Raw genomic sequence first — 18,615 nt, forward strand, 5'->3', positions numbered from 1 at the left:
GCCCACGGCCGGGCAGCGGCGCGGCGGACGCCCGCGCCGGGGCGTCACCGCGGTGGCGCCCCGCGTGGCGCACGACCCCCGCGCCCGGACGTGCGCGGCCGCCTCGCCGCTTCAGGAGGTCTGGCGGTGGACCAGTACGGCTTCCACGGCGGGTACCGGCGCCGACGCCCCCGTCTCGACCAGCTCGTGCACGGCCTCCGCGATCCGCGCCGGCGAGGGCAGGTCCAGCCGGACCGTGGTGAGCGGGGGCTGCTGAAGCGCGGAGAGCACCAGGTCGTCGCATCCCACGACGGCGACCTCGTCCGGGACCCGGACGCCCTCCGCCCGGAAGGCGTGGAGCAGCAGCGCGGCGTACTCGTCGTTGTAGGCGAAGACCGCGTCCAGGCCGAGTCTGGGCCAGCGCCGGGCCAGCTCGCGGGCGGCCTCCCTGGTGTAGGACAGCTCCAGGGGGCTGACGGTCGCCGGGTGCCGGGCGGCCACCGACGCGGCGCCCGCGAGGCGCGGCTCGGCCATGGCGCCCAGGCCGCGTTCGCGGGGCATGACCACGCCGATCGCGGTCCGGCCGCGGTCGATGAGGTGCTCGGCCGCGGTGGCGCCGATGCGGGCGTGGTCGAAGCCGATCGTGTGCACGCCGTCGACGGGGTGGGACGCGAAGGCGAGCAGGGCGCGCACGCCGGCCCGGGTCAGCAGGTCGGCCGCCGGGGCCGTGAACCGGTCGCCGTCCAGGGCGACGACGGCCGCCGGGCGCAGTTCGGCCCAAGCCCGGGCGGCATCGACGGGATCGCCGAAGCGACCCGCGTGGAGCACGGCGGTGTACCCGAGGCGGTCGAGTTCGCTGTGCAGGTCGTCGACCCAGTCGCTGACGAGCCGGCCGGCCGCCGAGATCGACGCGGGCATCAGGACGAGGTTGCTGCGTCCGGCGCGCAGGGAGCGGGCGGCGGCGTGCGGTACGTAGCCCAGCTGCTTGGCCGCGTCGAGCACTCGGGCCCGGGTGCCCGCGCTGACCCGGTGACCCTGGGTGTCGTTGAGGACGAAGGAGACCGTGGCGCGCGATACCCCGGCGAGCCGGGCCACGTCGGCGCTGGTGATCGGTGCGGGGACGCGTGTGTCTTTGGCCATGACGCCCCTCGACGCTCCTCGTGCTCCGGTTTCCCTGGTGCTCCTTCCCTTTCAGGTTACACGAGTCACACCACGGGATCGGGGGGCTGGCGCAGACGTGCGGGCGGGCCCGTGCAGGAGACGCGAGGCACCCGCCAGGTCGTCGAGGGCGGTCACGACGGCGTCGAAGCGCATCGTGGTGCGCGCCCGGGTGCCGTACGGCTGCCAGCGCGGCAGGTCCGGATGGTTCGGGTCGCCGGTGCGGACGAAGGCGATCCAGGCCCGGTGCATCGCGTACGCGAGGCCGTCGCGAACGGCGGGATCCAGCCCGGCCAGGAAGGGCGCGCCCGCCCACTGGTCGAAGTTGTCGAAAACGAAGGGGAGTTCGAGGCAGTGTGCGGCGCCGAGCCGACCCTCGCAGGCGGGCGTGGGCAGGTCGAATTGGTAGGCCCACACCGGGTGGCCCGACGCGGCCCTGGCCTCGGCCAGGCGGATGGCGGGCACCCGGAAGAGCTCGTCCGTGATCAGGTCCATGAGGACGTCGACGGGGCGGGCGCCGGGGCGGCCCCGCGCGTACTCCGCATAGACGTCGGGGGCGGCCTCCGCCCCGAAGGTGTCGGCGATCCGGTCGGTGACCTGCGCACGGGTGGCGGCGGCATAGCCCTCGTCGAGGGCGAGGCCGAAGTTGGCCTCCTCGCGCGTCCAGCCGATCATGACGTCGATGTCCGCGGCGGCCTGGTCGAGCAGGGCCAGGGCCGGATGGACCGACAGGGACGTCCCGTCGACCACGGGCAGGAAGGGGGTCGGCCAGTATCCCCACGTCGCGGTCCGGGCGAAGAGTCCCGCGGCCGCTCCGATCAGCTCGGGCCAGGACCGTGCGCGCAGTTCTGCCACGCTCTCGGCGCCGGCCGGTTCCAGGTAGGCGGCGGTGCGCTCGCGGTAGGCGGCGGGGTCGGGGAGGTCGAGTCCAAGGGGCGGGCTCTGCAGGATCACCCGCCGGATCAGACCTCGGGCGAGCGGATGTCCGGCGAGGGCGGCGGTGGAGAGCGCGCCGCCGGACTGACCGGCGACCGTGATGCGGTCGGGGTCCCCGCCGAAGGCGGCGATGTGCGCGTGTACCCAGTGCAGGGCGGCGATTTGGTCGCCGAGCCAGAGGTTGGAACTCTCGTCGGCGTCGTCAGGGTTGAGGTAACCCAGTGGCCCGATGCGGTAGTTGATGCTCACGACGGCAAGATCTCCGTCGCGGGCGAAGGTCTCGCCGGAGTAGCCGGGCAGGGAGCCCGAGCCGGACACGAAGCCGCCGCCGTGGATCCACACGAGCACCGGACGGCAGGCGTCGTCCGCGGCGGGCGTCCAGACGTTGAGCGTGAGGCAGTCCTCGTCGAAGGGCGGCGACCCGTGCCCGCCGAGCACCGGGTCACCGCCGTCCGTGTACATCTGGGGCGCGCTGGGACCGTCGGCGGCGGCATCACGCGTGCCGGTCCAGCCCGGGTGCGGCTGCGCGGGGCACCAGCGCAGCTCGCCGGCCGGCGGTGCGGCGTAGGGCACGGCGCGGAAGACGCAGACCCCCTACGACGCACCCTGCCTGCCCGGAGGCCGCACCGCAGTGGTTACACGTCATGGCAGCACACCCCCAGCAGGCCGCCGCGGCGGTCACGATCCGCACAACAACCCGGTCCAGGACCTGGCGATGGCCGGAAATGGGTGCTACACAGTCTTCAACGCACTTGGTGACACGTGTAACAACAGCGTCGCCCTTCCGGAATGCGTTCGCCCACCCCACCCCCGGTGACGACCGCTTCCGCCCTCCGCCCGGCCTCCCGCCCGCACCGCGCGGCGCCGCCCTCCCGCACGCCTCCGCCACCTCCCCGCTCCGTCCCGAGGAGTCGTCATGTCCCCGCACGACATCGTCGATCCACCCGTCCCCCTGCCCCCGGGCCCCGCCCGCCACCGCGGTCTGCTCTTCCTGCTGCTCGTCGCCAACTCCGCGCTGATGGCCGTCTACATGGGCGTGGGATCCGTTCTGCTGCCCACACAGATCGCCGCGATCGCGCCCGATGACAAGGTCGCCGTCCTCGGCGTGATCGGCGGGATCAGCTCGGTCTTCGCGACCGCCTTCAACCCGATCGCCGGAGCCCTCTCCGACCGCAGCGGCCGCCGCAACCCCTGGATCCTGGGCGGCGCCCTCGCCTCGCTCGCCGGCCTGGCCTTCCTCGGCAGCGTGACCACCGCCCTGCTCGTCGGCATCGGCTGGTGTCTGATCCAGGCCACGATGAACACCTACCAGGCCGCGGTCACCGCGATCGTTCCCGACCGGGTCCCCGCGGCCCGGCGCGGCACCGCGTCCGCCCTGGTCGGGCTGGGCCTGCCGATCGGCGGCACGGTCGGCGTGCTCGTCGCCTCCCGGACCGCGGAGCACCTGCGCACCGGCTACCTCGTCTTCGGTGCGATCGTCGCCGTGGCCGCGCTGCTGCTCGCCGGCTTCGTCCGCGACGCGCCGCGCACCGGAACGACGGCCGGCCGGCAGCCCGCATCCGTACCCGTGCGCGCCCAACTGGCCGCGTTCCTGTCGTCCTTGACCCACCACGACTTCCGGTGGGCCTTCATCGGGCGTGCCCTGATGGTGCTCGGCTACTTCTCGGTCGTCGGGTACCAGCTCTACATCCTCAGCGATCACATCGCGCTGCCCGAGGGCCTCACCCCGCCTGCCGCGATGGCCGTCCTCACTCCCGTGGCGATGGTCTCGATGGCCGCCTCCACCGTGCTGGGCGGCCTGCTGTCCGACCGCTGGAACCGTCGCAAGGCGTTCGTCGGGGTGTCAGCCGCGCTCGCCGGCCTCGTGATGGTGGTCCCCGTGGTCAGCCCGACGTGGACCGGCATGCTCGTCTTCAGCGCGCTGAACGGCCTCGCCTTCGGCTGTTTCATGGCCGTGGACACCGCGCTCGTGACCCTGGTCCTGCCCCGGGCCGAGGACACCGCCCGCGACATGGGCGTCCTGAACGTCGCGAACGCGGGACCGCAGATCATCGCCCCCTTCGTCGCCTCGGCGGTGGTCACCGCCCTGGGCGGCTACACGCCGCTCTTCCTGGTCGGCGGGGCGCTCTCGCTGATCGGCGCGCTCGCGATCCTCCCGATCCGCAGCGTGCGCTGACCGCCTGCCCCGTGCCGGACCGCGCCGCACGGCTCCGGACTCCTCCGGGCCGGCCGCGACCGGTCGTCACGGATCACGACCGCTCGCGTGCTCCGGCGGGCGTGTGCCGAGGGTCACGCGCCCGCCGGTCCCCTCCCGCCCCGCCCTCGTCCGCTCCCCCGCCTCCCACCCCTTTCGAAGGAGCCCCTGTGAGACGCAAGCACCTCCTGCCGCTGGCCGCCCTGCTGCTGTGCACGCCGACCGTGGCCGGCACGGCGCCCGCGGCTGCGGTGCCGCAGACCGCGCCGGCACCCGCCGCTCCCGGCGGGCCGTTGCGGATTCTGCTCACCAACGACGACGGCTACGACGCGCCGGGGATCCGCAGGGCCTTCGAGCGCCTCACGGCCGCGGGACACGACGTCACGATCGTCGCCCCGCTCACCAACCAGAGCGGCACCGGCACGAAGGTGACCAACGCGCCCGCGATCACGGTGAAGCACCCCGAGCCGAAGGTCTGGGCCGTCGACGGCACTCCGGGCGACTCCGTCGCCTTCGGGCTGGCCGAGGTGTTCGCCGGGAACGCGCCCGACCTGGTGGTCTCCGGAACCAACTTCGGGCCGAACGTCGCCGGGCTCGCCACCCACTCGGGCACCGTCGGCGGCGCCATCGCCGCGCTGGAGCACGGCGTGCCCGCCCTTGCCCTGAGCACGGGAGGCCTGTCCGTTCCCGACCCGGTCACCACGGTCAACGCGATGGGGCCGACCCTCGACTTCGCGGTCGGGCTGATCGACCGGCTGCGGTCGCGCGCCCGGTCCGGTCCGCTGCTGCCCGAGGGCATCGGCCTGAACGTCAACCACCCGGTGGTCGGCACGGACGGCACGGGTAGGGCCACCGGTGTGTCCGCGACCTTCCAGGATCCGCAGACCGTCCTGGAACCGGACTTCACCGACACGGGGGACGGCACCTGGAAGACAACCGTGAAGGTGGTCCTGCGGCCCGCGGCCCGGGGCGGCGACGTCGAGGCGGTGAACGCCGGCCGGATCGCCGTCAGCCCGATGAACTCCGACTGGAACACCGGCCCGGCCGACCGGGCCGTAGCCTCCGCCCTCATCGCGGGCCTGCGCCCGTAGCACCCCCGGAACCGGTGGGGCGCAGCAGCCCGCGGCTCCGCCCCACCACTGCACGCCCCTGGCGACGGGACGCCCGCCGGACGGACTCCGGCCCCGGACCGCCCGCCCCCGGAGCACGCCTCCCGCTGATGGCGATGCACCGAGGCGTGTACAGCCGGGAAGCGGCACCCGGTTCGGCGGCGGGCCGGGGGGCGTCCCGCCGCGCTATCGGTCGGTGAGCGCGGCGGCGGGCCGACGCCGTCGGCCGCGGATCCGTGCGTGGACCGTGGCCGCGAGCGCCGCGGCCGCCGCGGCGACCGTCAGGAGCCACACCGGGATGCCGCTCCCCACCGTCAGCAGTTCGTCGTGGTGGACGACCCGGCGGTAGGGGGTGTCCTTCGGTGTCGCGCGCAGTTCGTGGTCGGCGTCGATGCGGCCCGGCTCAGGGAACTCCTGCTCGATCGCCGTCAGGAACATCGGTTTTCCGTCGGTGAGGGCCGTCAGCGGGCCGGCCTCCGGCTCGACGGTGCCCGCGAAGGTCACCTTGGGTGCGTCGCCTCCGATGCTGGCGACGGGCTCCATGCGGTGGTCGGCCAGCACGTACAGGCTGAGCGACTGGGGCGTCTCGGCCATGCGGGAAAGACGCATCGGGTAGACCGGCCGGCCGCTGTCGAAGCGGATCCTCAGCGGGTCGAGGTCGCCGCGGAGCACCCGGTCCGGTCCGCCGCGCGGGGCGAGGCGTATCGCCACGTACTCCCAGTGCTGGTCGACGTACGGCGTGACCTCGGTGGCGAGGCGGTCGGGGAGTTGGAAGCCGTTGTTCTCCAGCCAGTTCTTCAGGGCGGCGGGGTCGGTGGCGGTGAGCCGGGCCACGTCGAAGTCGCCGAGCTGTTCCCGGCCGACCACGCCCACGGGCGGCGCGGCGCCCGGCGCCGGGGCTCCCGCGCCGTCGCTCGTCGTGCGTGCGAAAGGCCAGTCGCCGTCGCGCGGCCAGAAGTAGCGCCGGGTCCGGTGCTCGGGCCGGGTCAGATCGCGCAGCGTGTCGAACACCTCCCCATCGCCCAGTTCCACCGTGGCGCGTCCGGGCACCGGCATGATCCATGCGGCCCGCTGTGCGTTCCCTCCGACGGTGAAGCGCATCACGATCTGCTCCGTCCGGCCGTCCCAGTGCACGACGGAGGTCTCCCGCTCGACCCCGATGCGGGACCGGCCGTCGGGGATCATCGCCCCGCAGCCACAGGCGTAGGCGGGGTCGATCAGCGCGCCCGCCTGGGTCGTGAACAGCGCGAACAGCAGGATCAGAATCCTTCGTTTCATCGACACGGGGTTGGGGACGGCCGGTCGGGTGATCCGGTTCCACCCCCTCTCGCCGCTCGATGCGGCCTGGCTCATACTGTGGCGCATGAGGGGGAGTGAGAAGCAGTCGCATGCGCTGCGGCGCCTGAACGCGCTACCGCGCAGCCCGATGGTCCCGGACTCCGTGATGGCGGAGATCGCCCGGCACGATTGGGAGGGCATCGAATGCGGTTGCGGCCGGTCCGCCGGCCACCTGGTGGACGCCGTGCGCGACGCCGCCGAGGGTCACCCCGCCGCGTTCCATGCGCTGGAGGGCCACGTCTTCTTCGCCCAGCGTCTGAAGCCGCCCGCCCCGGCGGTGTGCGCCGTACTGATGGCGGTGTGGTCGGCGTATCCGCCCCGCCGGGCGACCCGCGAGGCGCTGCTGTGGGCCCTGCTGGCCCTGCTGTGCACCATGGACGACGGCGGCACCCACGAGGCGGGGCTGCACGGTCAGGTCGCCGCCTTCATCCGCACCGGTGCGGAGGGTTTCCGCCGAGAGCTGGCCGCCGCCGCGGGCTCCGGGACGGCCGCGTACGCGGAGGGCATCCTGGAGGTCCTCGGCCTGCCGGCGTCCTGACCGGGCAGGGAGCGCGGGCGGGCGAGCAGCCTCGTCAGGCGGTGGCGCGTGCGGTCTCCTCCACCGCGCCGGGCAGCCAGTCGGCGACCCGGCCGAAGGCGAACCCCAGGGCCGCGGCCCGACCGTTGTCCATGGCGTAGGCACGGTCGAAGGAGAAGGGTGAGGCCTCCTCACCGGCGGCGACCACCCGGTACCTGGGCCGTCGTCCGAGTCGTTCGGCGACCGCCGCGCAGAGCCCGAGGACGTCCGGGGCGCCGTGCGAGGCTGCGTTGACGGGCCCGGTGAAGGTCTGCCGCACCGTCCAGTGGAGGAAGGCGGCCATCTCCAGGTGGTGGATGAAGGAGGTGCCGTACGGGGTCGCGTGGACGTCCACCGGGGTGCCGGCGCCGATCCGCTGCACATAGTGGGCGAGGCGCCCGGTGAACTCCGCCCGGCCTCCGCCGAGAACGTGCGCGGTCCGGACGCTGACGTACGGGAAGGGCGGTTCGCGCAGGAAGACGGCCTCGGCCGACCGTTTGCCCTCCGCGTAGGCGTGGGCTTCGGACGGCATGGGGCGGCTCGACCGCTCCGGCAGCGCGTGCGGCGGGCGTGTGGGGTCCAGGTGGTCCTCGGCGACGGGCACGGTGTGCGGCGCGGAGCCGGTGGGGAGCGTGGCCGGGTCGTAGACCTCCATCGTCGAGGTCATCACGTAGCGCCCGGCCCTCCCGGCGAACACCCGGCGGGCGACGGCGGCCTGGACGGGCGTGTAGCAGACCTGGTCGACGACCACGTCGAAGTCGCGCCGGGCCAGGGCCGCGCGCAGCGCGTCCTCGTCGTCGCGGTCGGCGAGGAGCCGGGAGACTCCCGGGGGCGGGGCGCTGGAGCCCCGGTTGAGGACCGTGACCGTGTTGCCCTCGTCGCGCAGGCGCGTGACCAGTGACTTTCCGAAGTATCGGCTACCGCCGATGACAAGAATCCGCTTCATGGCTCCGACTCTCGCGCTGTATCGTCCCCAGCGGAACCGACCATCGACTGAACCGGTCGTAAGGAAAACTGATGATCGATGTGCAGCGGTTGCGCGTCCTGCGGGCGGTGGCCGAGCACGGCAGCTTCAACAAGGCGGCCGGGGCCCTGCTGCTGACCCCGTCGGCCGTCTCCCAGCACGTCGCGGCGCTGGAGCGCACCCTTGGCCACCCGGTGGCGGTGCGCAGCACGCGCGGTGTCACGCTGACGGAGCCCGGGCGGCTGCTGGTGGAGGCGGCGGAGACGATCTCCGCCGAACTGGACCAGGTGCGCCGGGCGATCGACCGGCTGGCGCAGGATCGGCCGCGGCTGACCGTCGCCACCTTCGGCAGCGGGGGCCGGCGCCTGCTGCCGTCAGCGCTCTCCCGATTCGTGCAGGCGCATCCGGAAGTGGAGCTGACGGTACTGGAGAGCGAGCCGGAGGACGCCGTGCCGATGGTGCGCTGCGGTGCGGCCGATCTCGCGCTGGCCTATCACTTCGACGGGCCGCCGCCGGTGCAGCCGGGCACGCGTCCGGGCCTCGGCTGGCGGCCGCTGATGGAGGATCCGCTGTGGTTGGTCCTGCCGCCCGGCCACCGCCTGGCCGGGCGGGACTCGGCGGACCTCGGTGAGCTGTCCGGCGACCGGTGGGTCCTGGGCTGTCTCAAGACGGAGGCATTCCTGCGCCGCTACGCGGAACTCGCCGGATTCGAGCTGCGCGTGGGGGCGTCCACCACCGACTACTTCTTCGCCCAGACGCTGGTCGCGGCGGGCGTCGGGGTCTGCCTCGTCCCGCAGGTCGCGCTGGCCGGCGCCGCGGACGCGGTCACGGTGCGCGTCGAACCCCCTCGTCCCGCCCGGCACATCGGCCTGGTCCTGCCCCGTCGGCGCCCGGCGAGCGCCGGTGCCGAAGCTCTGGCCGATGCCCTCGCGGCGGCGGCAACCGACACCACCGCCGCCGCCGCACGGACCGGAGCCCGTCCCTGAACCCCCTCCTGTGCGGCCTCGCCGCCAACCCCGCGCTGCCGTCGCCGCTGGTCGACCGGCTGGTCGCTCTTGCCGTGGCGGTGCCCGCGCCGTCGGGCTCCGCCGGGCATCTCACCGACTGGCTGGTCCAGCGCCTGTCCGAGCGCATCGACCTCGACCCCGTACAGGTCGCGTCCCTGGCCGCACTCGACGAGGACACAGCCGCGCTGCTGGCACGTGCGGGACATCTGAAGGCCGCCGACGTCGACCCGGCCGTCTGGCCGCTCGCGGCCCTCGCCCTCCTCGACGAGGGCTGCGGGCTCCCCGCGTGGGCCCGTCGGTTCGCCGTGGATCCCGACCCCTCCCTGCGGGGGCGGCTCGCCGCCTGCCCCGGGCTGCCCGCGGACGTCGAAAACGCACTGGCCTGCGACCCGGACCCGGAAGTGGCCGCCGAACTCGCCCTGTGGACGAGGTCCACACCGGTCGCGGACCGCCTGGCGCGGCACCCGCACGCCGAGGTCCGGCGGGCGGTGGCCGCCAACGAGGCCGTGTCACCCGCCGCGCTGGCAGCGCTGCTCACCGGAGACGGTCTGCCGCCCGCCCGCTCCTGCTCGGTGTGCGACAGCAGGGAGATCCCCTTCACGCACGATCCCCACTGCCCCGACGCCGCCTGCGAGCTGCCGGCCGACGCCACATGTGACGGGACGCACGGCTCGACCGTCCATGGCACCTGGCAACGGGTCCTGTCCAATCCGGCTGCTCCCCCGGAGGCCGTGGCGACCTTCGCCGAGCATTCCTCGGTGCTGCTGCGGTGGGCCGTCGCCGAGCATCCCGGCCTCTCGGCGGAGGCATACGCCCACCTCGCCGGTGTCCCCGTGCCCCGGGTACGGGCCGCGGTCGTACGGAACCCGGGTACCGGTGCGGAGGCGAGCCGGATGCTGGCCACCGACGCCTACGACGACGTACGGCAATCAGTGGCGCGACACCCCGGGGTTCCGCTCGACGTGCTGGCCCAGCTGACCGGCACCACCCGCCTGGGTCCGCATCCGCTGCCACGGATCTGTGCCGCGACCCCGGAGGAGCTCGCGGAGGCGGCCGGTTCGACACAGGGGCGCGTACGGATGCTCGTGGCGCACCGGCACGATCTGCCGCCGGAGTTGCGCGACCGGCTCGCCGCCGATCCGGACGCCTCGGTGGCCAAGGCCGTGGCCCCACATCCGGGGCTGTCACCGGAGCGGCTGCGGGCCATGGTGTCGCTGCACGGCGCACAGGTCATCGCGCGGGTCGCGGCCAACCCGGATGCGCCCGGGGACCTGCTGGCGGAGCTGGCCCGCCACGATCCGCCGGTACGAGGGGCGTTGCGGGAGATCGCCTCGCACCCCAACGCGACGGCCGACGCGCTGCTGCCCTGCCTGGCCGACAGGAAGTGGCGGGTCCGCGCCGCCGCCCATCCGGCGCTCCCGGCAGCGGTCGTGGTCGGACTGCTCGACGATCCGGACCCGGCGGTGGTGGAGGCCGCGGCCGCCAACCCCGCGCTGCCGCCGGCCGTGATGGCGCGACGGGTGCCGTGACGGCCCCTTCGCAGGTGTCCGGCCCGGCTGTGCGCCGGGGCGCGCTCGCCGTCCGGCCCCTGATAGAGGAGGTTCGGGGCCGCGGGCGGCGTCCCGACGGACCGTCGGGCGGGGGGATCGAGGGCAGAACGCTCTTCGAGGCCGCACTGCGCCGGCGGACCGCCTCCGCCACCCGGCCGCCCGCCCCGCACGGGTGATTCCGTCACCTCCCCGGGCCGGGGGTCGTTAGGGGCCTGGGGGTTGACTCGGGGGCGAAGGGATGACGGTATGCGGCAATTTCCTCTGGAGACGCACCACGTGGCACCCGGCAGGGTGGTCGAGTGGCAGCTCAGGTCCACCGTGGCGGAGGCTGACGGTCCGGGTGATCCGGCGAGCCGGAAGGCGTCCTTCAACCAGGACAAGCACTTCACCGTCGCCGAGGAGAGCCGGGCCGCCGACGACCCCGTCGCGTCCTGGGTCGCGGTCACCTTCGAGGTGACCGGGCCGCTGGACGAACGGGCCCTGGCCCGGGCGCTGCTCTCCTTCGTCCAGCGGCACGAGGTCCTGCGCTGTGCGTTCCGGCGGCTGGCCGGCGAGGTGGCCTGCGAGCCCTACGCCCCCGATACGCTCAGCCTGGACGCCACCACGGTGGGCACCTTCGAGGACGCCGGGGCTCTGAGCGGCTTCCTCGTGGAACGGTTCAAGCGGAGCATCGACACCCTGTCCTGGCCTCTGTTCATCATGGGTGCGGTGGTCCGCGAGGACTCGGCGACCGTCTACCTGGCCTTCGACCACATCGTCTGCGACGGCATGTCGATGCCCATCGTCGCCCGCGAGGTGCTCACCGCCTACGAGGGTCTGTGCCGGGGCGAGGCCGTCGCACTGCCGCCCGCGCCCAGCTATCTCGACTTCGCCGAGGAGCAGCGCCGCCGCTACCTGTCCATCGACGCCCGCGACGGCCGTCTGGACTACTGGAAGTCCTTCATGGGGCCCGAAGGCGAGTTCTTCCCGCGCTTTCCCCTCGACCTCGGCGTGGAGCGGGGCCGGATGTACCCCATCGTCAACGAGGCGTCGATGCTGCTGGACGCCGGTGAGGCGGAGGTCTTCGAGAAGACCTGCCTGGCCGTCGGCGGCAAGCCGTTCATGGGCGTTCTCGGCTCGGTGGCCGTGTGTCTGCGCGAAGCCGGCGGGCCGGGCGTCTACCGGGGCTTCATGCCGGTCAGCGAGCGCGGCCGGAGCACCTGGACGAACTCGGTGGGCTGGTTCGTCAACACGCTTCCCATCGAGTTCGATGCCTCGCCCGGCCGGGACTTCACCCAAGTGATGGCCTCCGTCCGGGCCGGTTTCGGCGAGATGATGACCCATCTCGACGTTCCGTTCGTGCGGGCGTGGGAGCTGCTGGCGCCCGAGGAGTTCGCCGCCCGCTCCTGGCCGTACCCGGTGAACTTCTTCTCGTACATCGACATGCGCAAGTGCCCTGGCGCCGAGCGGCACGACGACTGGCGGCCGACCACCCATGTGTGGTCGGCGCGGGCCAACGGCGCGTGCTCGTGGTTCCAGCGCGACACGGACGGGCTGCACATGAACTCCATCTACGTCGACACCCCGGCGGCCCGGCGGACCATGCGCGACTTCCAGGAGGCGCTGCGCCTGACGGTCCAGGAGGTCGCCCGCACCGGTGGTTTCCGCCGGCCCGTCGCCCTGACCGCGCAGCGCCGGCCGGTACGGAAGACCCCGCTGGACGTGGCCGCCTTCGCGCGCCGCGGCTGAGCCCGGCCCGCCCGGGACGCGGATCAGAGGCGGGCGGCGCGCCGCAGGAGCAGGGCGCGTTCCCGCTCGTTGCGGGTCAGCGAGGCCGCGCGTTCGAACTCGGCCCGCGCCTCCCCCGGCCGTCCGAGGCGCTCCAGCAGGTCGCCCCGGACGCTCGGCAGCAAGTGGTAGGAGTTCAGGGCCGGTTCTCGGGTCAGGGCGTCGACGAGTGGCAGGGCGACCGCCGGTCCGTCGGCCATCGAGACCGCCACGGCCCGGTTGAGTTCCACGACCGGTGACGGGGTCAACTGGACCAGGCGTCCGTAGAGGACGGCGATCCTGGCCCAGTCGGTGTCCTCGTAGCGGACGGCCGCCGCGTGGCAGCCGGCGATCGCGGCCTGGAGGGAGTACGGGCCGCTGCCGGCGCGGCCCATCGCCCGGGCGCCCCTGGCGATGAGCAGGCGGTTCCACCGGGCCCGGTTCTGGTCGGCGAGCAGCACCGGTTCGCCGTCGGGGCCGGTGCGGGTGGAGATGCGGGACGCCTGGAACTCCAGCAGCGCGGCGAGGCCGTGCGCCTCGCCCTCCTGGGGCATGAGGGCTGTCAGGACGCGGGCCAGGCGCAGGGCGTCCTCGCAGAGGGCGGGCCGCACGAGGTCGTCGCCGGAGGTGGCCGCATAGCCCTCGTTGAAAACCAGGTAGATGACCTCCAGGACCGAGGAGAGTCGTGCCTGGCGGTCGGCGCCATAGGGGACTTCGAAGGGTACGGCGGCCTTGGCCAGGGTCCGTTTGGCGCGCACGATGCGCTGGGCGACGGTGCTCTCCGCGGCGAGGAAGGCGCGGGCGATCTCCTGGGTCGTCAGTCCGCCGACCAGGCGGAGGGTGAGGGCGATGCGGGCCTCGGTGGCGAGGACGGGGTGGCAGGCGGTGAAGATCAGGCGCAGCAGGTCGTCGTCGATGTCGCCGGGTTCGGCCGGTTCGGCGGGCGGCGGCTCGTCCTGCAGGGTGCGGCCGACCTCGGCGAGTTTGCGCGCGTAGGTCTCCTTGCGGCGGACCAGGTCGATCGCACGGCGCTTGGCGGTCGCCATGAGCCAGGCGCCCGGACGCTCCGGGACACCCGACTCCGGCCATTGCTCCAGTGCGGTGACGAGGGCGTCCTGTGCGATCTCCTCGGCGATGCCGACGTCCCGCACGATGCGCGTGACACCGGCGATGATCCGCGCCGACTCGATCCTGAACACCGTTTCGACCGCCCGGGCCGCATCCACTGCCGTCACGGCCACCCATCAGAGCAGCCGTGACGAGGCAGGGCAAATGCGGCACGAGCGGGCGCGATCGCCCCTCCCGGATCACATCTCCTGGATCTCCCGGACCTCGGCACTGACGTTCCAGTCCGCCGGGTGGATCTCCAGGAAGCGCCGGGTCCACTCGATCGCCTCGGCCTTGTCCTTGCACTGGCTGAGGGAGTAGCCGCCGACGACCTCCTTGGTCTCGGTGAACGGGCCGTCCGTGTAGCTGATCTTCCCGCCGGACCAGCTGAGGCGGGTGCCCTCGGATGTGGGCAGCAGTCCGGCGGTGTCGAGCAGGACCCCGGCCTTGGTGATCTCCTCCAGCAGGGCGCCCATGCGCTGCTCGAACTCGGGCGGGAACTCGCCCGGGGGAAGGTCCTTCTCGTCGATGCGGATCATCGTCAGGAAGCGCGGCATGGTGGCTCCTCGGTCGCGGTCGGCGGGGCCCTTCCCCGCCTTTCACCCTTACGTCGAACGGGAGGCGCCCGGATCGACAGCTCTCGGAAGATCCTTCGAGGAATTTTCCGCGACGGCCACCGGGAGGCCGCCACCCGGCGTCCGGGGCGGCGGGGGCGGCCGCAGACCGGTGGCGGGTCAGCGGCTGTCGCCGGTCCAGTCCCAGTGGCCCGGATCTCCTGCGCGGCGGCGGTAGTGGGCGCGCCCGCCCGCCCCGTACCGCCCTATCTCGGTGGGGAGGCAGGCTTCTTCGTCCAGCTGGGGCGCGCTCCAGCCCGTGATGTCCAGGAGGAGGCCGTCGAGCGGCCCGCCGACCAGCTCGCCGTAGGCGCGGCCGGGGCGCGGGCCGGGGTCGGGGTCCTCGTGGTCGGCGCCGTAGACCCGGCGCCGGAGCATCCTGTCGTCCATGTCGATCAGCTTCACAGGAGGCACTGACAACGGCCCGGCGGCCGTCCGCCCGACCGGCGGCGATGATGGGGGCCGCGCTCCCGGCGGAGGGGCGCACGAGCGAGGAGCGACACGCATGGCACACGGGGTGCACCGGCCACAGGAGGACGAGGAGTTCGACTTCGTCCTGTCGATGACGACGGGGCCCGTCCTCGCCTATTTCTGCGGCACCTGGCCGAAGGCGGTGGAGGCCTGCCGTGCGATGGACACGGTCGTCGCCCGGCTGGTTCGGGAGTACGGGACGCGGTTCACCGCCGTGCGCACCGACATCACCCGCTGCCCGGGGCCGACCAAGCGCTACGGCGTGACGGGAGCGCCGACGGCCGTGCTCATCGCGAACGGCGAGGTGGTGGCGAGCCGGCCGGGCCCGATGGACCTGGAGGAGTTCCGGGCCTTCCTCGACGCCCACCTCTGACCGCCGGCCGCGCTCCGCTCTCGGCGGGGACGGTGCACCGCAGGGCACGGCTGGGGCGGGCGTGCCGGGCGCCCCGGGGCGGGCGGGACTTTCGCAACACGCTCCGGGAGCAGAGGGCGACGGCTCCTCCGTTCCGGGACCGGCGTGTGCTCCACCCGGGTGGCGCACACGCCGACGGACGCCCGCCGGGTCGCGGCGTGGGGTGCCGGATCCGGGCGGACCGTACGAACCGGCTCTCCGAGGCCGGACGGCTCACGGAAGGGGGCGTGCCGGGCGGGGGACCCCACCCGGTCGCGTTTCCCCCTGACAGCACCACGACTTCCTGTACAGTTGTCCAGGAAGTTGCCCACCCCCATCCTCCCCCAGAACTGGAGGCGGCCATGCAGACGGTCGCTTGGATCCTGATCGGCCTCGTGGCCGCGCTGCACGCGTACTTCCTGGTCCTGGAGATGTTCCTGTGGCAGCGTCCACCGGGGCGGTCACTGCACGGCTTCGACGCGGACACCGCCCAACTGACCGCGCCGCTCGCCGCCAACCAGGGCCTCTACAACGGCTTCCTCGCCGCCGGCCTGGTCTGGGGGCTGGTCACCGACTCGCTGGCCACACAGGTGTTCTTCCTCGTCTGCGTGATCGTGGCCGGCGTGTTCGGGGCGGCGACCGCCCACCGCAGGATCCTCTTCGTCCAGGCCCTACCGGGCGCCCTCGCGCTCGGCGCCGCACTGCTGGCCGCGTGAGTCCGGAGGATCCGCGGACGGCCCGGACGAAGGGCCGGCTGCGGGACAGCCTGCTGGCCGCATGCGCCGGGCGGCCCCTGTCGGAGGTCAGCGTCTCGGCGGTGGTCCGCGGGGCCGGCGTCGGGCGGGCCACCTTCTACCTGCACTACGAGGACCTCACCGCGCTCGCCGTCGACGCGTGCGCGGACGTCGTCCACGCGGCCGTCGACGCCCTACACGCCTGGCAGACCGGCCCCGGCGCGCTCCCCCCGGCACGGCCCCCGGCCGCGCTGGCCGATTTCCTGACGGGAGCGGCCGGCCGGGCGCAGCTCTACCGCACGCTGCTCCTTCCGGGCGGCGGCGGCCCCCTCGGCGACCGCCTGCACCGGGAGCTGCGCGCTCGCGCCCGCGACGAGCGCGTCGCGGTGGGTGCACCCCAGCCCGAGCTCGTCGCCTCCGCGGTCGCCGCGGCCTTCACCGGGATCCTCGCGGACTGGCTGCACGAGGAGATCCCGGCGGATCCGGCCGCCCTGGCGGATCACCTGTGGCTGCTGCTCCTGGCCCTGCACCGGGCGGTACCGGCCGGATCATAGGGCCCAGGACGCGGAAGGCCCCGCCGGCGGACCGGCGGGGCCTCGTTCACGGCACAGCTCGTGGCGGTGGCTAGAGGGGGACCACGTTCTCCGCCTGGGGGCCCTTCGGACCCTGCGTGACGGTGTATTCGACCTGCGCGTTCTCGTCCAGCGACTTGAACCCCTGGGTCTGGATCGCCGAGAAGTGCACGAACACGTCAGGACCGCCGTCGTCCTGCTGGATGAAGCCGAACCCCTTCTCCGAGTTGAACCACTTCACGACACCTGTTGCCATCTTGCTGATCCTTCACAACGGTCCACTGCGGGCCGCACACGCGGCCGCCTCAATCCTGCCCAACCGCCCCCCGCGGCACACGCCGGACGCGGCCAACCGGGGCGCGTCGCACGTTCGCACGTGTGGTCGCCTTGTCCGCGATACGGGGGAGTCGGCCCGCCCGGCACGGGATCGGGCGCCCCACCCCCGGCAGCCAGGACCGCCGGTGCACCCCGCGCGGGCCGCGATGTCACGGCCCTCCGGTCCCGAGCTGCCCCGCCCGCGCGGCCGGGGCGGCTCGGAGGGGCGGCCGGACGCCCCAGCGGCCCGGCCCCCCGCTGGTACCATGGGCGGTTGACCACCTCCTTTCCTTCTTCTCCCCCGCCTCGAAAGGTCCTGCATGAGGAACCCGTCAGCTCATGGCCGCTTCGGTGTGAAGGGTGGCGCCAAGGCCGGTTCCCGAACCGGTACCAAGGCCCCCCGGAACATCGGGCCACAGGGCGAGTTCGCGATGCCCGAGCCGAAGTCGCCGGCGCTGCCGCCGGTGGAGTCGTTCTCCGAGCTCGACCTGCCCGTGGAGCTGGTGGAGACCATGACCTCCCTGTCGGTCACCCAGCCGTTCCCGATCCAGGCAGCGACCCTCCCGAACGCCCTCGCCGGGCGCGACGTCCTCGGGCGCGGGCGGACCGGCTCCGGCAAGACCCTGGCATTCGGCCTGGCCCTACTGGCGCGCACGGCGGGACGGCAGGCCGATCCCAAGCGCCCGCTGGCGCTGGTCCTCGTACCGACGCGCGAGCTGGCCCAGCAGGTGACCGAGGCACTCCAGCCCTACGCGGCGGCCCTGCGGCTGCGGATGGCCACGGTGGTCGGCGGACTGTCGATCGGCCGGCAGGTGAGCGCCCTGCGAGCCGGAGCGGAGGTCGTCGTGGCCACCCCCGGACGGCTCAGCGACCTGGTCGGGCGGCGCGACGTGCACCTGGAGCGGGTGCGGATCACCGTGCTCGACGAGGCCGACCAGATGTGCGACATGGGCTTCATGCCGCAGGTCACGGAAATCCTGGACCAGGTGCACCACGCGGGCCAGCGGATGCTCTTCTCCGCGACCCTGGACCGCAATGTCGACCAGCTGGTGCGCCGCTACCTCAAGGACCCGGTCTCGTCGTCCGTCGACCCGCAGGCGGGCGCGGTGACGACGATGGACCACCACGTCCTGCACATCCACGCCGCCGACAAGATCTCGGCGGCGACGGAGATCGCGGCCCGCGACAACCGGGTGCTGATGTTCCTCGACACCAAGCACGGCGTCGACCAGTTCGTGAAGCACCTGCGGGCGATGGGCGTACGGGCGGAGGGCCTGCACAGCGGCAAGTCGCAGCCGCAGCGCACCCGCACCCTGGCCCAGTTCAAGTCCGGAGCGGTCACCGTACTGGTCGCGACGAACGTCGCAGCGCGCGGGATCCACATCGACGACCTCGACCTCGTCGTCAACGTCGATCCGCCCGCCGACCACAAGGACTACCTGCACCGCGGCGGCCGGACCGCCAGGGCCGGGGAGTCCGGCCGGGTCGTCACCCTCGTCACCCCCAACCAGCGCCGGGACATGGTGCGGCTGCTGTCCGACGCCCGGATCCGGCCGACGATCACGCAGGTGCGCTCCGGTGAGGCCGCGCTCAGCCGGATCACCGGCGCGAAGGCCCCGTCCGGAGTGCCGCTGGCCGGCTCGGCGCCGACCGATGCCAAGGGCCGGCCGTCGGGTACGGAGCTCGGATTCCGCGGCATCGGCACGCGGCCGGGTCGGCCCGGCAAGGGCAAGGAATCCCGCAAGACGTTGGAGGCCCGTCAGCAGGCCGAGGCGCGCCGTGCCGCCCGGGTGCGCCGCGGCATCTGAGGGCACGCGCCCGGTCAGCGCGGTCAGCTCGGTCAGCGCGGTCGGATGCGTTCCGCAGCGGACGGC

17 protein-coding genes and 1 pseudogene are annotated in these 18,615 nt (G+C 73.6%); 10 read left to right on the forward strand and 8 right to left on the reverse strand.

Annotated features, from left to right (window positions below):
• Positions 1 to 111: 111 nt before the first annotated feature.
• Complete coding sequence (locus ACFW2G_RS00590) at positions 112 to 1,119, reverse strand: LacI family DNA-binding transcriptional regulator (RefSeq protein WP_384580209.1); 1,008 nt, start codon at positions 1,117 to 1,119, stop codon at positions 112 to 114.
• 51 nt (positions 1,120 to 1,170) lie between these two features.
• A pseudogene (locus ACFW2G_RS00595) lies at positions 1,171 to 2,652 on the reverse strand (carboxylesterase/lipase family protein); the annotation flags it as partial.
• 337 nt (positions 2,653 to 2,989) lie between these two features.
• Between ACFW2G_RS00595 and ACFW2G_RS00600 the strand changes: the two are divergent.
• Together ACFW2G_RS00600 and surE are read left to right on the forward strand one after the other, a co-directional pair.
• Entirely contained in the window at positions 2,990 to 4,249 is a 1,260-nt protein-coding gene (locus tag ACFW2G_RS00600; RefSeq protein ID WP_384580207.1) for an MFS transporter, read from the forward strand.
• Positions 4,250 to 4,437: 188 nt separating this feature from the next.
• Positions 4,438 to 5,358: a 5'/3'-nucleotidase SurE gene (gene surE, locus ACFW2G_RS00605; protein ID WP_384444644.1), complete on the forward strand. Its 921-nt coding sequence runs from the start codon at positions 4,438 to 4,440 to the stop codon at positions 5,356 to 5,358.
• Between the two features lie 204 nt (positions 5,359 to 5,562).
• On the opposite strand, the gene ACFW2G_RS00610 is transcribed toward surE, so the two are convergent.
• Positions 5,563 to 6,654, reverse strand: coding sequence for a DUF2330 domain-containing protein (locus tag ACFW2G_RS00610; RefSeq protein WP_384580205.1), 1,092 nt, complete (start codon positions 6,652 to 6,654; stop codon positions 5,563 to 5,565).
• 85 nt (positions 6,655 to 6,739) lie between these two features.
• Between ACFW2G_RS00610 and ACFW2G_RS00615 the strand changes: the two genes are divergently transcribed.
• Positions 6,740 to 7,252, forward strand: coding sequence for a hypothetical protein (locus ACFW2G_RS00615; protein WP_384444648.1), 513 nt, complete (start codon positions 6,740 to 6,742; stop codon positions 7,250 to 7,252).
• A 34-nt stretch (positions 7,253 to 7,286) separates the two neighbouring features.
• On the opposite strand, the gene ACFW2G_RS00620 is transcribed toward ACFW2G_RS00615, so the two are convergent.
• On the reverse strand, positions 7,287 to 8,216 hold the full coding sequence (locus tag ACFW2G_RS00620) for an NAD-dependent epimerase/dehydratase family protein (RefSeq protein ID WP_384580203.1): 930 nt from the start codon (positions 8,214 to 8,216) through the stop codon (positions 7,287 to 7,289).
• Positions 8,217 to 8,287: 71 nt separating this feature from the next.
• Here ACFW2G_RS00620 and ACFW2G_RS00625 point away from each other — a divergent pair, with 71 nt between their 5' ends.
• The 3 genes from ACFW2G_RS00625 (at position 8,288) to ACFW2G_RS00635 (ending at position 12,519) form a co-directional block, all read left to right on the forward strand.
• Positions 8,288 to 9,220, forward strand: a complete 933-nt coding sequence (locus tag ACFW2G_RS00625; RefSeq protein ID WP_384580201.1) for a LysR family transcriptional regulator — start codon at positions 8,288 to 8,290, stop codon at positions 9,218 to 9,220.
• A gap of 74 nt (positions 9,221 to 9,294) precedes the next feature.
• Complete coding sequence (locus ACFW2G_RS00630) at positions 9,295 to 10,770, forward strand: hypothetical protein (protein WP_384580199.1); 1,476 nt, start codon at positions 9,295 to 9,297, stop codon at positions 10,768 to 10,770.
• Between the two features lie 267 nt (positions 10,771 to 11,037).
• Positions 11,038 to 12,519, forward strand: a complete 1,482-nt coding sequence (locus tag ACFW2G_RS00635; protein WP_384444656.1) for a condensation domain-containing protein — start codon at positions 11,038 to 11,040, stop codon at positions 12,517 to 12,519.
• Positions 12,520 to 12,542: 23 nt separating this feature from the next.
• Here ACFW2G_RS00635 and ACFW2G_RS00640 read toward each other — a convergent pair whose 3' ends face one another.
• The 3 genes from ACFW2G_RS00640 to ACFW2G_RS00650 form a co-directional block, all read right to left on the reverse strand.
• Complete coding sequence (locus ACFW2G_RS00640; RefSeq protein WP_037922087.1) at positions 12,543 to 13,763, reverse strand: RNA polymerase sigma factor; 1,221 nt, start codon at positions 13,761 to 13,763, stop codon at positions 12,543 to 12,545.
• 81 nt (positions 13,764 to 13,844) lie between these two features.
• Positions 13,845 to 14,201, reverse strand: a complete 357-nt coding sequence (locus ACFW2G_RS00645) for a YciI family protein (protein WP_037922085.1) — start codon at positions 14,199 to 14,201, stop codon at positions 13,845 to 13,847.
• 177 nt (positions 14,202 to 14,378) lie between these two features.
• Entirely contained in the window at positions 14,379 to 14,648 is a 270-nt protein-coding gene (locus ACFW2G_RS00650; RefSeq protein WP_384580197.1) for a hypothetical protein, read from the reverse strand.
• A gap of 115 nt (positions 14,649 to 14,763) precedes the next feature.
• Between ACFW2G_RS00650 and ACFW2G_RS00655 the strand changes: the two genes are divergently transcribed.
• The 3 genes from ACFW2G_RS00655 to ACFW2G_RS00665 all read left to right on the forward strand — a co-directional run bounded on the left by ACFW2G_RS00655 (position 14,764) and on the right by ACFW2G_RS00665 (position 16,408).
• A complete protein-coding gene (locus ACFW2G_RS00655; protein WP_037922082.1) occupies positions 14,764 to 15,102 on the forward strand; it encodes a co-chaperone YbbN in 339 nt (112 codons plus the stop codon).
• A 380-nt stretch (positions 15,103 to 15,482) separates the two neighbouring features.
• Positions 15,483 to 15,836: a DUF1304 domain-containing protein gene (locus ACFW2G_RS00660; RefSeq protein ID WP_384444659.1), complete on the forward strand. Its 354-nt coding sequence runs from the start codon at positions 15,483 to 15,485 to the stop codon at positions 15,834 to 15,836.
• Positions 15,833 to 16,408: a TetR/AcrR family transcriptional regulator gene (locus ACFW2G_RS00665; RefSeq protein ID WP_384580195.1), complete on the forward strand. Its 576-nt coding sequence runs from the start codon at positions 15,833 to 15,835 to the stop codon at positions 16,406 to 16,408. Before ACFW2G_RS00660 ends, ACFW2G_RS00665 begins: the two co-directional genes overlap by 4 nt.
• Before the next feature lie 70 nt (positions 16,409 to 16,478).
• Here the strand turns inward: ACFW2G_RS00665 and ACFW2G_RS00670 are convergent, their stop codons facing one another.
• Positions 16,479 to 16,682 (reverse strand): cold-shock protein, encoded by a 204-nt coding sequence (locus ACFW2G_RS00670; RefSeq protein ID WP_037922057.1) that lies wholly within the window; start codon positions 16,680 to 16,682, stop codon positions 16,479 to 16,481.
• Between the two features lie 379 nt (positions 16,683 to 17,061).
• On the opposite strand from ACFW2G_RS00670, the gene ACFW2G_RS00675 reads away from it, so the two are divergent.
• Positions 17,062 to 18,549: a DEAD/DEAH box helicase gene (locus ACFW2G_RS00675; protein ID WP_384580193.1), complete on the forward strand. Its 1,488-nt coding sequence runs from the start codon at positions 17,062 to 17,064 to the stop codon at positions 18,547 to 18,549.
• Positions 18,550 to 18,615: the final 66 nt, after the last annotated feature.

The organism is Streptomyces sp. NPDC058880 (assembly GCF_042742535.1).
Lineage (GTDB): Bacteria > Actinomycetota > Actinomycetes > Streptomycetales > Streptomycetaceae > Streptomyces.

Coding starts and splice junctions, on each gene's coding strand:
- ACFW2G_RS00590 (WP_384580209.1), bottom strand. CDS start 1,119: ATGGCCAAAGACACACGCGTCCCCGCACCGATCACCAGCGCCGACGTG.
- ACFW2G_RS00600 (WP_384580207.1), top strand. CDS start 2,990: ATGTCCCCGCACGACATCGTCGATCCACCCGTCCCCCTGCCCCCGGGC.
- ACFW2G_RS00610 (WP_384580205.1), bottom strand. CDS start 6,654: ATGAAACGAAGGATTCTGATCCTGCTGTTCGCGCTGTTCACGACCCAG.
- ACFW2G_RS00615 (WP_384444648.1), top strand. CDS start 6,740: ATGAGGGGGAGTGAGAAGCAGTCGCATGCGCTGCGGCGCCTGAACGCG.
- ACFW2G_RS00620 (WP_384580203.1), bottom strand. CDS start 8,216: ATGAAGCGGATTCTTGTCATCGGCGGTAGCCGATACTTCGGAAAGTCA.
- ACFW2G_RS00625 (WP_384580201.1), top strand. CDS start 8,288: ATGATCGATGTGCAGCGGTTGCGCGTCCTGCGGGCGGTGGCCGAGCAC.
- ACFW2G_RS00635 (WP_384444656.1), top strand. CDS start 11,038: ATGCGGCAATTTCCTCTGGAGACGCACCACGTGGCACCCGGCAGGGTG.
- ACFW2G_RS00645 (WP_037922085.1), bottom strand. CDS start 14,201: ATGCCGCGCTTCCTGACGATGATCCGCATCGACGAGAAGGACCTTCCC.
- ACFW2G_RS00650 (WP_384580197.1), bottom strand. CDS start 14,648: ATGGACGACAGGATGCTCCGGCGCCGGGTCTACGGCGCCGACCACGAG.
- ACFW2G_RS00655 (WP_037922082.1), top strand. CDS start 14,764: ATGGCACACGGGGTGCACCGGCCACAGGAGGACGAGGAGTTCGACTTC.
- ACFW2G_RS00660 (WP_384444659.1), top strand. CDS start 15,483: ATGCAGACGGTCGCTTGGATCCTGATCGGCCTCGTGGCCGCGCTGCAC.
- ACFW2G_RS00670 (WP_037922057.1), bottom strand. CDS start 16,682: ATGGCAACAGGTGTCGTGAAGTGGTTCAACTCGGAGAAGGGGTTCGGC.
- ACFW2G_RS00675 (WP_384580193.1), top strand. CDS start 17,062: ATGAGGAACCCGTCAGCTCATGGCCGCTTCGGTGTGAAGGGTGGCGCC.